14 protein-coding genes are annotated in these 14,881 nt (G+C 37.9%); 1 reads left to right on the forward strand and 13 read right to left on the reverse strand.

From position 1 onward, the window contains the following. Positions 1–91 precede the first annotated feature (91 nt). From GD631_RS18620 to GD631_RS18640, 5 genes are all read right to left on the reverse strand, one after another. Positions 92–511: an RteC domain-containing protein gene (locus GD631_RS18620; protein ID WP_164088330.1), complete on the reverse strand. Its 420-nt coding sequence runs from the start codon at positions 509–511 to the stop codon at positions 92–94. After that, positions 465–704, reverse strand: a complete 240-nt coding sequence (locus GD631_RS18625) for a hypothetical protein (protein WP_010992862.1) — start codon at positions 702–704, stop codon at positions 465–467. Before GD631_RS18625 ends, GD631_RS18620 begins: the two co-directional genes overlap by 47 nt. A gap of 57 nt (positions 705–761) precedes the next feature. After that, a complete protein-coding gene (locus GD631_RS18630; protein WP_143259693.1) occupies positions 762–1,763 on the reverse strand; it encodes an aldo/keto reductase in 1,002 nt (333 codons plus the stop codon). A 68-nt stretch (positions 1,764–1,831) separates the two neighbouring features. Next, the gene (locus GD631_RS18635; RefSeq protein ID WP_143259691.1) at positions 1,832–2,749 is read right to left on the reverse strand and encodes a helix-turn-helix domain-containing protein; all 918 of its coding nucleotides are present in this window, start codon (positions 2,747–2,749) and stop codon (positions 1,832–1,834) included. A 19-nt stretch (positions 2,750–2,768) separates the two neighbouring features. Next, positions 2,769–3,854, reverse strand: a complete 1,086-nt coding sequence (locus GD631_RS18640; protein ID WP_102408105.1) for a hypothetical protein — start codon at positions 3,852–3,854, stop codon at positions 2,769–2,771. Positions 3,855–4,638: 784 nt separating this feature from the next. On the opposite strand from GD631_RS18640, the gene GD631_RS18645 reads away from it, so the two are divergent. After that, positions 4,639–5,235 carry a type 1 glutamine amidotransferase family protein gene (locus GD631_RS18645; protein ID WP_004317740.1) on the forward strand — a complete coding sequence of 199 codons (597 nt, stop codon included), beginning with the start codon at positions 4,639–4,641 and terminating at the stop codon, positions 5,233–5,235. Positions 5,236–5,812: 577 nt separating this feature from the next. Here GD631_RS18645 and GD631_RS18650 read toward each other — a convergent pair. The 8 genes from GD631_RS18650 to GD631_RS18685 all read right to left on the reverse strand — a co-directional run bounded on the left by GD631_RS18650 (position 5,813) and on the right by GD631_RS18685 (position 14,699). Then, positions 5,813–6,235 carry a pyridoxamine 5'-phosphate oxidase family protein gene (locus tag GD631_RS18650; RefSeq protein WP_185911510.1) on the reverse strand — a complete coding sequence of 141 codons (423 nt, stop codon included), beginning with the start codon at positions 6,233–6,235 and terminating at the stop codon, positions 5,813–5,815. A 91-nt stretch (positions 6,236–6,326) separates the two neighbouring features. After that, on the reverse strand, positions 6,327–7,205 hold the full coding sequence (locus GD631_RS18655) for an AraC family transcriptional regulator (protein ID WP_143259687.1): 879 nt from the start codon (positions 7,203–7,205) through the stop codon (positions 6,327–6,329). Between the two features lie 126 nt (positions 7,206–7,331). Continuing rightward, positions 7,332–8,696 carry an MATE family efflux transporter gene (locus GD631_RS18660; RefSeq protein ID WP_143259685.1) on the reverse strand — a complete coding sequence of 455 codons (1,365 nt, stop codon included), beginning with the start codon at positions 8,694–8,696 and terminating at the stop codon, positions 7,332–7,334. A gap of 229 nt (positions 8,697–8,925) precedes the next feature. After that, positions 8,926–10,488, reverse strand: a complete 1,563-nt coding sequence (locus GD631_RS18665) for an STM4011 family radical SAM protein (protein ID WP_143259683.1) — start codon at positions 10,486–10,488, stop codon at positions 8,926–8,928. 11 nt (positions 10,489–10,499) lie between these two features. After that, positions 10,500–11,774 (reverse strand): STM4012 family radical SAM protein, encoded by a 1,275-nt coding sequence (locus GD631_RS18670; RefSeq protein ID WP_143259681.1) that lies wholly within the window; start codon positions 11,772–11,774, stop codon positions 10,500–10,502. Continuing rightward, positions 11,771–12,625: an STM4013/SEN3800 family hydrolase gene (locus GD631_RS18675; protein WP_143259679.1), complete on the reverse strand. Its 855-nt coding sequence runs from the start codon at positions 12,623–12,625 to the stop codon at positions 11,771–11,773. The genes GD631_RS18670 and GD631_RS18675 overlap by 4 nt, the downstream gene beginning before the upstream one ends. After that, positions 12,612–13,622: an STM4014 family protein gene (locus GD631_RS18680; protein WP_143259677.1), complete on the reverse strand. Its 1,011-nt coding sequence runs from the start codon at positions 13,620–13,622 to the stop codon at positions 12,612–12,614. The genes GD631_RS18675 and GD631_RS18680 overlap by 14 nt, the downstream gene beginning before the upstream one ends. Positions 13,623–13,625: 3 nt before the next feature. Next, the gene (locus tag GD631_RS18685; RefSeq protein ID WP_143259675.1) at positions 13,626–14,699 is read right to left on the reverse strand and encodes an STM4015 family protein; all 1,074 of its coding nucleotides are present in this window, start codon (positions 14,697–14,699) and stop codon (positions 13,626–13,628) included. Positions 14,700–14,881 lie beyond the last annotated feature (182 nt).

Consider the following 14,881-nt stretch of genomic DNA (forward strand, 5'->3'; position numbering starts at 1 on the left):
ATCGATTGATGAAGCAAAGTTCAAAAAAGGGAAGCAAACAAATTACAGGGTAGCATACGCTACCCCGTATAAATTGATGCTAAACACCTGATTATCTATACCCTTTATTTTCGTGTTCTTTGCGGATAAGGTTTGCCAGTTCATTAAGGAACTCTGTTAGTTTGGCTGGCTTTCGCTTGATGACATCCATGTACTTTTGATGATAATCACCTAATTTAATGTTAAAGAGCCATTCAAAGGCTTTTCCTAAGTCCGTCAGGTGAACAGGTTTTTCATTTTGATATATTATACGTTTTGACAGGAATAAGCCGCTGACTATTTCCATGATGTTGATAAGGCTTGTTTTGTCTGCTAAATGGAGAGGGGAAAGGGATAGTTTATTTGCGTGTTGCTCGAATTGTTCGGGGTATTTGATATGCAAATTCACTATGCGTACTTCTGTTTTGATTAGTTCTATTGCTTCATCAATCAAATGCAAATAGGGTATTTTTTTCTTGCTCAAACCGCACACGATACGATTTAAGCCGATGTAAGCCGAAAGAAAAATAACGTAATAAAACGCTGTAATCCTGTTCGTTGATACTAAAATCGGCTAAATGGGTAGCCAGTTCTTCAATAGCTTCTGTAAATTCGGATGCAGAAACTTTACGCTGTGAGTATTCCGATAATAATCGGAAGAATCTCTGTTCCAACAAATTATTCATTATGGGAATTATAGAAAGAAGTCCTACCAACGTGGTAGAACTTCCTTTTTTAATAAGTTATTTATTTACAAACTGAAAATCATATTCATTATATCTGTTACCAATATTAGGATATTTTTTTAAAAGCAGTTGTATATTAGAAACATCTTCCGTTGATAGATTTACATCTACCGCTTTTGCATTTTCTTCTAAATACTTAATCCGTTTAGTTCCCGGAATAGGAATTATATTTTCACTTTGTGCCAATATCCAAGCTAAGGCAAGTTGGGCTGGGGTTATTCCTTTGCTTTCTGCTATTTCTGCAATTTCAATAGCCAGTTTTTGATTATTTTCCCAATATTTACCGTTATAACGTGGCAATTGCTTGCGGAAATCATGTTCTTCCAACGCATTTACGTTGATAGTATTTGTTACTAAACCTCTGCCTAACGGTGAAAATGGAACTAAAGTTACACCTAATTCTTTTGTTAATGGCAGAATCTCTTTTTCGACATCATGTGTTAATAAAGAATATTCACTTTCAACCGCAGATATAGGATGAACATTACAAGCTCTTTTCAGTGATTCGGAAGAACATTCGCTTAGTCCCAAATAGCGTACTTTACCCTCTTTTACTAACTCTGCCATAGCTTCAACTGTTTCTTCGATTGGTATTGTGGGGTCAATCCGATGCGCATAATACAAGTCTATAGTTTCGATATTTAATCTTTTCAGGCTGTTCTCTACAGCTTGTTTTACATATCTTGGAGAAGCATCCACATAACTATCACCACCAACGAACACGCTACCTTGACTATTGCGTAAGCGAAAACCAAATTTTGTTGCAATGAAAATCTGATTTCTTTTTTCTGCTAATACTTTGGATAGCAATTCTTCATTAGCACCATTTCCATACACATCCGCAGTATCCCAAAAATTAATGCCAAGTTCTAAAGCACGATGCAATGTCTTAATGCTTTCTTTTTCGTCGGCTACTCCATACGCAGCACTCATTCCCATACAACCCAATCCGATAGCGGATAGGTTTACTTCTGTTTTGCCTAATTTTCTGTACTTCATTATTTATATTTTTTAGTCGGTACAAAATTAGGTAATGGAAATATGGCTGGTTAACACTATTCAAAGCATCATTTGCACAAATCAAATAATTGTTGTTCTCTAATTTCGCTTGGCGATTTTCCTGTGTGCTTACGATAGAATTTACTGAAATAGGCCATATTTTCAAATCCCAAGCTATAAGCAATTTCTGAAATAGAAAAATTACTATGTAATAAATACTGGGTACATTCTTTGATTATTCTTTCCGCAATTATTGTAGAGGTAGTTTTTCCAGTAGTATCTTTTACCACTTTATTTAAATGATTAACGTGTATAGACAAACGGTTTGCATAATCGGCAGGAGTGCGCAAACTTAATACTGAATGTGGATAATCAACAGGAAATTGTCTATCCAATAATTCTATAAATAATTCAGTAATACGTTGCGAAGCATTCGGATGTGATTCATATTTATTAGACTCCTGCATTTTTAAAGCTGTATGTATCAACAAATGAAGATAACAACGTAAAACATCATGTTTGTTTGCATAGTCTGACTGGTTTTCTTCCTGCATTTGTGTGTATATATCCATGACTTTGGCAACTTGTGCGTCATTCAAGAAGAAAACCTTATCTCCAGTAACTTTGAATAATGGTGTATTAGCCAAAGAGCCATTCTTTTCTTCTGACTGAACAAACTGCTCATTGAATATGCAGAACATACCTTTCTGTTCTTCACTAATTGATTCCCAAGCATAAGGGACTAAAGGATTAGAAAATAACATAGCAGGACGATTTACTAAAATCCATTTATCTGCATAATATAGTTTTCCCACACCAATAATCAATGTGACTTTATAAAAATCTCTATAACTGAATTGTACTGTCCCAAAATTACATTGTCGGGAAAGAACATTGAAATATGGGTTCTCCTTAGAGTAGGTTGTACCCAGTTGAGGGTCACAACGCTGGATTCTTTTATAGAACTGTGGAATACTTTCGGACATAATATTCAATATTGTATCGTTAGAGTCCTATAATATTTTTAATTTTTTGTATATTCTCAATGGTTAGATTATCATTATTACATTTAGGACATAATATTGCTTCTGTTTCAAAAAAGAATTCATAATCATCCCGTTTTAGAAAGTACTTATTTTTACAGATAGGACAGGTAAATCGTATTTTCTTATTGAATAATATGAAAATAGAATCTTTTTTTGTGCGAAGATAACTCTCTGTAAATAAGGAAAAACCTATTGTTCTTCTTAGCCTTTTTACAATGCTTAAGTTTTGATTATCGGTGTCTTTTAATATTGAGAATATCAACTTGTCAATAATATCTACTGCATATATAAGTATATATGGGACTACCCAATAATACTGTTTGTAATATAGAGCAAAATCTTCTTCTTGAGAAAAAACAAAATTAAAATTTTGTGGTTCTGTTCGATAATTCTTATCTTTAGTAACAATATGTAAAGCATGATTAGAAATCCCATTAATCCCATATTCGCATAATTTGTTATAACGTAAATCGTGAACAAAATCAGCGTCAAATAAAGGATTTGTTAGGCAATCTACTGCATTCTTAATAACATCCACTTTGTTTATATTTTTACTACTTGGGTCATACGTTTCAACAGTATCTGAATGAAAAAATCTATATATAAAATCAGAACGATTATATAGTAACTGTTCTAATATTAGTAATTCATCTGTAAAGGGTTTACGAATTAATGCATAGGCAACTGTTATTTTTCCTCTTTTTGCACAATATAAAGATTCAAAAACAAAATTGATAAAATCCGACGTTATAGAAAGTATTATATGTTTAGTCAAGATTAATTCTAAATCTTTGTTTTTATTATTCCATGTAAGCCAGTCGATTGCATGAATTTTATTCTTATTCAGTTCGTCCATTCCAGTCTCGCTTCCATCTAAAATTGACTCTGTATGATATAAGTCCTGATAATTTTTTTCTTTATATATTTCCGTTAATTGGTCATATATTACAGCACAAATATCTTGAATTCTATGATAGCATTTAGGCAAGAAAATTTGCTCGTTGGGAGTAATTGCTAATACTGGGGCTGTTTTTTCTGGTTTCATAGGCTATAGATGTTTATAGACAAAGATACAAATAATGAAATGGCATACAATATTCATCTAAAACTATTTTTCTGAAAATAATGATGTCTTTGCATTTTTGTTGTATCTTTGCCCTAACTCAAACAACCACCGCAACACCAAGCAATCTAAAGAATTGCACACGTGGGGTTATTAGTGGGAGAAAGAATTAAGAGCTTGCTAAGATATTGAGTACTTGAAGAATAAAACTAAGGTTCATCTTCCGTACGCACCGCTTCTTAAGAAAGCGAAACAAAGAAAAAGCTCTGTAATTCAATGATTACAGAGCTTTTTTTATTTCACTTTTCTACTTTGTACACAGTTGGCTATCTAGCCAGAAGTCATATTCTCGAAGCTAACTTCAAGGTTTTCAAATCATAGATTAAGATTTCATCCTTATCTGTTTTGTCATACTTGTTATTATTGTTTGTATCATAATAACCTGCGACGACAAGTTTACCTGTTTGTGTATTGACAGTCCCAGTACGGACAAAAAATTTATCTTCCGTTAATTGAGTCATTTCTTTTCCGAGCGTATCGCACTCCCCCCATAAGGTATTGTACCTTCCAATTCATTTTTCCTGAATGGAAAAGTTATAGTTTTTACTTCACGCCCTTCATCATTGCTCTTTGAATGATAAAAAGTTTCCTATTGTAAATTGAATAATCATATTTTAATTGTATTATTCGAGATTTTACCACAATTACTACTACAAAAGTCAATTAAATATCACACCTTTGTACTCACTAAAAATTAGAATCATATATGAAAGAAGTAATATTTGTAATTTTAGAAGGGTTCGCCGACTGGGAAGGCGCATATATAGCTACCTGTTTGAATCAGGGAGTCAAGCCCGGAAATCCTATTAGTTATAAAGTGAAAACCCTATCAATAACCCAAGAACCTGTAAGTTCAATAGGCGGATTCAGAGTGCTGCCTGATTATGGGCTAAAAGATATGGCAGAAGATTATGCGGGGCTGGTGTTAATTGGCGGTATGAACTGGTTCTCACCTGAAGCTGAATTGATAGTTCCACTTGTAGAAAAAGCTATTAAAGAAAAGAAATTAGTTGCCGGAATATGTAATGCTTCTGTTTTTCTGGGTATGCACGGTTTCCTTAATGAGGTAAAGCATACCAGCAATACGCTCAATTATCTAAAACAATATGCTGGGGATAAATATACAGGCGATTCGAACTATATCAATGAACAAGCTGTAAGAGACGAAAATATTGTAACTGCCAACGGAACCGGGCAACTGGAATTTTGCAAAGAAATATTATATGCATTAGAAGCTGATACTGCCGATGCGATAGAGGAAAGTTATCTGTTTTATAAAAACGGATTCTGTCCGGGAGCATAAAATGAATGAAAGAATGACCATTCTTAAAAAAGGAATATTTAAGCAATCAGGAAGAGAGACAATAGTATAACGATTTAAGAAAAATAGAAAAAAGCCCGGCATCTGTCGGGAGAAAGTTCTTTCTTGTTATCATTTGGGACATATATCATCCAAATAGCAGCTATTTTCCATTATTCATTCACCATTCAATATAAAATACTAAGATAAACCGTTCTTTTTATTATTCCTATCCTTTCTAACAGTTATGCCAAACTAGAGAAAAAGCACCATCAAAAAGACCGGTTTCAGCTTCCTCAACGATGACTAACAAGTTCCCCGGTGAGGAAGATAGCGACGCACACCGAGGAACACCTCGCTCCTCACCGAGGAACGAACGCTTTGCCAGCAAGAAAAGATGCATACCGTATGTAGTTTTATGCGAAATAGACCTGCATTTCCGCATATTATTGCACTAATTTATGCCGTTTATTCACTGGTTCATTGTTTTTAAAGTCGCTATTCTTTTATACAATCTTAAAAATAGCACATTGAGACTATAAAAGCTCTGTCTCTTAGTATCTCTTATATACTATGAGTTTTATTCTACGATAAAGCTCTCCGATTTGAAATTACTATAAAACCTACCGGAAGTTGCCGTAAATTTCAATACACAATAGTCGGGATCGGTGACTCCCTCGGGATAATACATTGTATCGCCTTCCTGCCATATCATCTCTTTACTGGCACTGTCTGTCAAAACTTCCATGGTGCCACGCAACATTACTCCCCGAAAGAAGCGGTTATCACAAAAATAAATACAAGCATGATTGTTTTCCCGGTATTGTGCTACACGCATGGATGAAGTATTCGTTGTCAGATAAATCGTTTTTATCCCTTCTCTCTTTCTAGGCTGCAACATTGCCTTGATATTAGGAAATCCCTCCCTGTCTATAGAACCGATAAAAGCTGTTTTCAACTTATCAATCATGTTCCCTACTGTTTTTTCTGCATCTTTCATCATTTCATTTTTTATTGTTAGTTATTATCTGATGCGAAAGTAGAAAAATAGAAGAAAAACGGCGTAATAAAAAGAAGGGGGAAAATAGTACTTTTTACGGTTTATGTGTTTTCCGATAAAATAATGGAGTTTCTCCCGTATGTTGCCGGAAGCTGCGGATAAAATAGGAAACCGTTGAAAAGCAGAGTTCAAAAGCAATATCCGATACGGGGAAGTTTGTATAAACGAGCAGTCTTTTAGCCTCATCCATCACTTTATTCTGAATATATTGTTTTGCGCTGAAGCCCATTGTCGAGGTTACCATCTCATTCAAATAGTTTGAAGTAATACAGAGTTTATCCGCATAATACTGAACCGAATGTTGCTCTTTTGAATGGATATTTACCAATTTCATGAATTTACTTACATGATTATTAGTCGTTTCTCTACTCCCGCCCTCTTCTATCGAAGTCATTTTAAGATAAGCCCGGTCCAATAACATCAGGACTTCATAAAGCAACGCTCTCAATACATGCACACCGTTTTGCTGATACGAATCAATCTCCATCTTTATATGATGCAAAATTTGGAGTATACGGGCATAAAGCTCATTCGACAAATGTAGTCTTGATGAAAAGCTTTCCAGCTGAAAAAACGAAAGATGCTGTACAAACAAAGAATCTTTAAAGAGAGAAGACAAGAACTCTTCCTCGAAAATCAGCGCATAACCATTGATGATATGATACGTATCCCAGTTCCGGATTTCTCCCGGTTTAGAGAATAGAACGTCACATGGAGTTACTTCATAGGTTTGGTTATCGACTGAAAAACTGCCTTTACCTTCTGTTATAAAAGTAACATCATAATAATTCAAAGTGTGAATAGCACTTTCAGCCAAGAACCTCTTCACATATTTCAGTTCTACAACATCGACCAAAAGCTCGCTTCCATACTTATTCTTATAAAAAGTATATCGAGGTATTGAGTTTTTCATTTGGAATACAAAAATAATATTCCTTACCAAATAATCCAAGGACTTTTCAAACTCAATTAGATTGAACAGTCAATGAACCATCTGATAAGGAATAGATTTTAGTTAATATATGTCACTTAAAAACACCTAATTCGACATAGCAGGCATCAATGTGCCTCTCAAGTATAATTTCCTTTGGGTATATCGCAAATACCAGATACAAATCAATAATGAAACCACCGTTGAAATGGGCGGAGCAAATCCCATGATAAACAGCGACGAGCTATCCATCTGACTGAACCAGTATGACAATGGTATACGGAACAGGAAAGTGGCTATCAGACTGTGAATCATCGGGAATAACGAGTTCCCTTGTCCGCTGAAATAAGAATTAATGCAGAACACGAAACTGACTATGATACAGTCAATGCTATATCCCCGCAGGTAATCTGCCGCCATTGCCACCACAGCGGTATCTTTCGTAAAGAAAGCGGTGAGAGTCTCCGGCAAGAATTGCGAATACACGCAAACCGACACACCGAAAACAAGAGCAATCCCTATTCCGGAAGCAAGACATTTATTCATTCTCTTGATAAGTCCCGCCCCGTAATTTTGTGCAGTCATGGTTGCTACAGCCGACGATATAGCCATCGGAGGCAGCATGGCAAACACAATAATTTTCTCAACAACACCTAAAGAAGCAGACGCAATGACTCCCATCTGATTCACAATGACAGTGATAATCAGAAATGAGACATTGATTAAAGCATCTTGCAAAGCAATAGGCGCTCCCAATACCATGATCTTTTTAGACAGATTCCGGTTCAAACGGATATCCTTCCGTGAGAAATCAAAGTGGAATCCATGCCGATATAAAAAACAAAGTGCTATTCCAAAGCTGACGCCTTGTGCAGTGACAGTAGCAATAGCCGCTCCTGTAGCTCCCCAATGAAAATAACCGACCAGTATAAAATCGAGCACTATATTGATTACACATGCCAAACCTACAAAATAAAGCGGTGTCTTAGAATCACCCAATCCACGCAGAATACCACATACAACATTATATCCCACTATAAACAGAATGCCCATAGAGCATACCAGAATATAGCTTTTCGTATCTGCCATAGCTTCAGCAGGAGTATGCATCACTTCTGCTATCTGACCATGAAAAAGCACCATGACCAAAGTAAGCAGCACGCCGATAATTGAAAACAGCCATACAGAAGAGCCAATGGTAAAAGCAACCTTCCGATTGTCTTTAGCTCCGGTAGCAATGGCAATTAGCACCGTTGTTCCGGTGGTAATGCCCAGAATAATACCTGTAATTGTCTGCATCACCTGACTACCGATAGCCACGGTCGCTACACTTGCCGAATCATCATATTGTCCTACAACGAAAAGGTCGGCCCCACCATACAGTGCCTGGAGCACATTGGCAATCAGGAAAGGTACTGCAAACTGCAACAATACCTTCGGTACACTTCCTTGTGTCAAATCTAACTCTTTCATAGTTTCTTCGATACTTCTCCTCTTTATCTTATTTGTTACAACATAAAAAAAGTGCCGGACAAGCGAATGATTTACACCATTCATCTTATCCAGCACTATAATTATTATTATAGCACCCTCCGATGAGGATTTTTATGCCTGTCCCTATTTTAGGGCTGCAAATATGGGCTTTGTTTTCATAACTACCAAATTTTAGCTGTTTTTTTTCAAAGAGATAACTCGCTAGATATCAAATTTTAATAGATAAAACCCGATCTATAGAATCTCTGTTGGAGAAACGGAAGAAAGCTAATAACCGATCCGGATTCAGCGTATAACGCGCCCGTTCTTTTAATAATGATTCTGCATTCATGACGGCACATGAATGAGACACTGCGGACATCATCGGCCAGTCCTTTAACGAATTTCCTACAACTAAAGTATGTTCAGAAGATAGACTCAAAGCTTGGCACAGCTGAAGTAGTCCCTCCTTCTTACTTGCTTCATGATGAATCACTGTGATAAGTGGAGCTTTATGAAAAACCTGACAGTGACTTTCTTTTAACCGGACAAGAATATCTTCTCTCTGTTCTTTATTACGCACCAATATACTATATTTGTAAACCACTCCTTCATAACTATGAACAGTAACTTTTGCCGATTCTCCATAAATATCCGGCACTTCCACTGGCAAACACTTGACCTGACCCGAATAAGACAATAAACCTCCATCTGCGAACACTCCTCCCTTGAATAAATCGAAAAGAGTCTTCCCCAGTTTCCTTCTTGCTTGTTCCATCGACAGAGAAGTGGCAAGATACAATGAAGCCGACTGTGCCATAGCTCGCAATGCATTAGCATAACTTTCAGGCACCTTTCCCCCTGCGTCAGTCAGCGTTCCATCCACATCGAAGAAAACAGTAGTAATAAGTGGCCTATCCGGTATTCGCCAAAACGTCCCTTCACCCATTATTCTATGCAGAGGGTGGTTGTTCAGGTTACTAAAAGCAAGATAACAGTCACAAACCTTTCTCTTACAAGATAGTGGCAGTATAGAGCTATCACCCTGATAAAAATTACCTAGCTTCACCCGACTTCGGGGACAAGCATACATATCCCCTTTCCAATCAACAAAACAATTGCTTTTTCCTCCTGCACAAACGCCCCATTGTGCAGGAGCATTCTTCAAGTCGTATTCAAAGAGATTATCCAATTGCCTAAAAAACAGAATATCTTCCTGACTCAACGGTGAACTTAATCCCTGCATGGCATTAATAAACAAATAAATGTCAGGTGAAAGAGTCTTCCGCAAATCATTAAGTACCGCTTTTGCAGACGGATTTCCTACGGCTCCGGCACATACCTCCATTCCTGCATGATGGAGAATATGAATCTGCCCCACAAATTTCTCTACCGACACCATCTCGGGATGAAAACTAGCCCAAAGCCTGATCTTACTTATAACAGCCGGAGACATACGAATTTCATCAAGCCACTGTTTAGCAGAAAAAGAAAGATTAGTCTGACAGGAAATCCCAGCCACTTGTGGCAACGCTGCTAAATGGATAATCCCTTTCCGATAATAACGATGTATCAATGCTTCACCGTAAGGAATAATAAATAACTGCAAAGGTCCCCCTTTCCATTGTTCAATAGCCGTAATAAAACGGTTCCACGCCTGTTCATCCTGCGTAGTGGCTACCAGATGCGACTTTTTACCGAAGGGACAATAAGAGCAGCTATAATTGCAGCTATTCAATTTACCACGATAATAAATACGTTTGACGGAAAGTAAAGAACCCTCGTTTTTCATTTCTATTTCGTTCAATAAGAATAAGTTTCCATCAGCCCTCTTATTTCAGGAGTAATGAATAACTGACCAATATAATCAGAATATGCCATTCCTTCGGAAGTAAGACAAATGCGGCTATCTGTATTTTCTATCCATTGCCGTTCTGCCAATTGCCGGAATAATGGAATATCATCCGATGATTCGCCAAAACGGCGCTCATATTCGGCTTTATCAAGCCCCATATAATACATCAGATTTTTAATGATGAAACGTTGTCTCCGCTCTTCTTGAGAGAGAATAAACCCATTACGAGCTACTGTAAAATCAGCAGTGCCCATATAGTCATCTATCTCTCCGGCAATACAGCGCTGACATACAGTATACCGGGTAGCATAATGCAAATTACCCAAATAACTGCGTCCACCGGAACCACACGAAAGCATCACTTCATCTCCACATGAGATTTCCGCATCAGTAGACGGATGATGAACAAAACGCCGCATCGAAGTTTGTAGAAAGCCTCTATCTTTCAACATATCACGAGCGGCACAATACATCTGAAAACAGACATCATCAGATTCCCGCTCCGTGATAGCTGTTCCCTGTCGCACATATAATGGATAGATAAAGAGTTCGTTAGGCTGAAACAGAAGAGCCTGCTCCAGGGAAAAGAGAAAACTATCCACTGTTTGTCCTTTGATTCCGTAAATCAAGTCAATATTAAAAAAAGGAAATTCCATCTTCCCGATAGTTTCCAACGCCTGATTTATCGTGTCTTGCCGGGGACGTCTTTTCAAAGCTGTTAATTCTTCGTTGAGAAAACTTTGTATACCTATACTTACACGAGCCACTCCTGCTTGTTTCAACAATGTCAAACGTGCAGGATCAGCATACTCCGGTGATGTCTCTACGGAAGTAAAAGCATGTGAAGGATGAACTCCGAACAAGGCAGCCGTCTCCAACAAGTATTCCAGTTGGGAAACAGTGAGGAGCAATGGCGTACCTCCTCCAATAGCGAAACTATCAAATATCAGTCCGGTGGTAAGAGGTGACAACTGTTGTGCCTGCTTGTGAAGGGCTTCCAAATAGGTCGCGATATAATCCGCACGATTTGTTTGTAGAGAAAACAGGTTACAATATCCACATTTATGACTACAAAAAGGAATATGAAAATAAAGCGATGCCTTCTGCCCTTCCACCTGTTCCATATAAGGAACCAGCGAAACCGGGGATGGAAAAGGACGATAGGCTGTTTTATGTGGATAGCTATACATATAGTCTACATATCGTGGTAGCGGTTGATTCATTTTTTCGTTAAAATAAAGTGTTTGTAAGGGACTGTATAAACCGTTTCATGAGATATGCAATGATATTCATACCCATCTTCACCATAGCAAGTGCCATGGTCGGAAAGGGCAATCACCAACGTATTGCCCCGCTTCTGAAAAGCCTGAAACAAACGAGGTAACTGACTGTCAATATATTGCAGGGCAGCCGCATGTGATTCTTTATCATCTTTCATTTTACCCTCCACATAATGACAGTTCGGATAATGAATAGCAGAAAAATTGATATACATAAAGATCCGCTTGTCCTCCGGATAATTTTCTAGTTTTTTCAATGCAAAATCAATCTGTTTTTCAGTACTATCGGGTGCTGTGCATCCAAAAGCAGGCAGCCAATAACTTTTAGTAAAGTAACCGGGGAATACACGCCCCAACTCATTACGTTTGCTAAAGAAATTCACACCACCTATACAAATCGTTTCATAGCCTGTATTGGCAAGACTCTGCACAAACGTTGCTTCTGTAAATGGATAACTTCCTTTAGGCGGAATACGTCCTGTACCCGCCTGCACGGGGAAAAACAACCATTTACGGCTACGCAATGAATGAGGTTCTGCCGGAGAAGGCAGAAATCCTGCAAAGATGGCAAAATGAGACGGGTAAGTAAAATTTCCCGGAGCATGTCTTTTCTCCCATTCTCCTCCATGACTGTTCAATACAGGCGTTCTTCCGGCCACTTCTTCCTCTTTGCTGACATCATAACGCAAGGTGTCAAAGCAAAGCATCAATATATCATGAGTACCCACTACCTGATTCATATCCAGATCCGGATGATGGGTCTGTTCGCCAGCCGGCAGTTCATCTATTTGCATGGTTATATTTCTTTTTTATGTTTTTTATTTGTTGAATATAAATAGAATTATGGGCAAACATATCCTGATAAACATGGTCTCCTTGTCCGTTGACTTCTATTATATAAGGAATATCCGTCCCTCTTTCTATCAATATATCTACTCCCGCATAACACAAATCCAAGGATTGGGCAGCTTCCTGACATTGAAAATAGATTTGTTGCCGCACTTCTTCGGATAAAGACAATTCATTCCACAAATGCGCCTTGTTGTTCAGGTGCAGGTTCGTAATACTTCCTTTACTGCATCTCACAACGATATAATCTATTTCAGATTCCCGGCACACTACCCGAAGATCGTAATTTTCTCCTTGCAATTGTTCTTTAGGAATCCATTCCTCCAGGATAGCTTCTGTTTGTATCACAGCTTCTGCTAACGGGACAATCTCTTTTTCCACGCTCAAACGATTGATTCGTTTGGTATTATAAATGACTCCGTCCACTTGCCGCAGCGTAGTATAGCCCACCCACTTATTCCGGTTAGGCTGATAACGAATCGCCATAATGCCTCCCGCACCCGAACCATAACGTGGTTTTAAAAAGCATCCTCTCCCACAATCGGCAAGAAGCTGCCGTAACTCATCGAAAGAGTGTGGAGATGATAACATCGGAGTCACTTTCAGCCCTTTGTCCATCAGGACCTCTTTAGTTTCCTTTTTATCAAGAGCACGCAACAAAGCATCAGGAGTATTTAAAAAGCGAACATCATCAGGCAGGCTCATCTTGTTCAAACGTTGCAATGTCTCCTTATATGCCTGATTCAACAGCGCATATTTCAGGAAATCAGTTTCATCGCTTACACAGGGTTCCAGTTTGATAACTGCCTGCCGCAATAGCGGCAAGCAGCCAAAAAGTTCCTCATAAGTCATAAAACAAACTTCTGTCTGCAAGTGCTTACCTGCTTCAACAAAGTATTCTATACGTTTGGATAAAGAGTTGCTGACAACGATTATCTGCATCTCCTATTCTGTAATCATCGGATAATACCACAATTCACCATCATATTTATCCGCCTCTTCAGTTTCGGCAATGTCTATTTTCATAGGAAGATTCTGCAACTGTTTCTTCATGTCCTTGCTCAAATAATTATAGCGCATATTGATAAACTTCAAGTGAGCGATCTTATCCATATTATCCAATAATAACTGTGCACCTTCATCTTTAAGAGTACCAGCCGAAATATCCATGGTTTCAAGTTGAGGAAGAATATCCGACTCCAGGAACATTTCTACAATACTATCCTGTTCTTCAGAATTAACAAGCCCCAGATAAGTCAGCTTCGGAAAACGCTCTTTGGAGAAAAGCGGGCGGAATATCTCAATATCACCTTCAAATCCGTAATCTTCCACACCAACATATAGAATCAGTTTTTCCAGATTGGGAAAATCAGAAGCAAGAATGTCCTCTACCACTTCAGTAGGCAGACCACCACTGATTATTTCCAACGACCGCAACTCCGGACGTGAAGTTCTTCCTAAACGCAGATTGTTTGTTCCTTTTATTTTCAGATCCTTCAATTTAGGCATACTATCGAGCAGCGGACTAAGATCGGCTTGTTCAATCCATGAGATTTCCTGTTCTTCTTGTTCAATATCCCCCCAAAACAGACCTTCTATCTGTGTAAACTTGTCCTTATTTTCAATGAGACCTTGCAACAGAGCCGAGCAGTCCTCGCCCTCATAATCCCAACAGCCAATCGTTATTTGTTTATATTCAGAGAGATGTTTGTCTTTCAATATCTTATCCAAAAGCTTCACATCGTTTTCATACTCATCATAACTCAATGTATATTTCTTAGCTTCCACTTTCATTTCACGTGCTGTTTCTTCGGCAGTTTCCACATAACCTTTCTTTGTCTTCTCTGCAATCAGTTTGCCGGCAGCCTTTTCAGCTTCTTCAGTAGTCGCGAAGTTTTTCACTTGTGTTTGTCCGGCAGTCCCCAGCTTACCATAATTTACAGTAACATCTGTTCCGACTACCTCTATACTCCAGAATTTTTGTGATTTAAAATCTTGAAAAACAAATACTCTCTTCATAATACAGTTTTTAATAGTTGATATTTGCACACTCAACACAGAACGCGCATGAACAATACTTGCAAAAATAGCTATTTTATGTAATGTACAAAGAAATCTGTTTACTAATCTTTCAGGGTATTCAAAAATTAGCCGCTTATCTATAAAACCTGTATATACAACAAAGGCCGCCCAAAAGGCAG

It is taken from the genome of Bacteroides luhongzhouii (genome assembly GCF_009193295.2).
GTDB lineage: Bacteria > Bacteroidota > Bacteroidia > Bacteroidales > Bacteroidaceae > Bacteroides > Bacteroides luhongzhouii.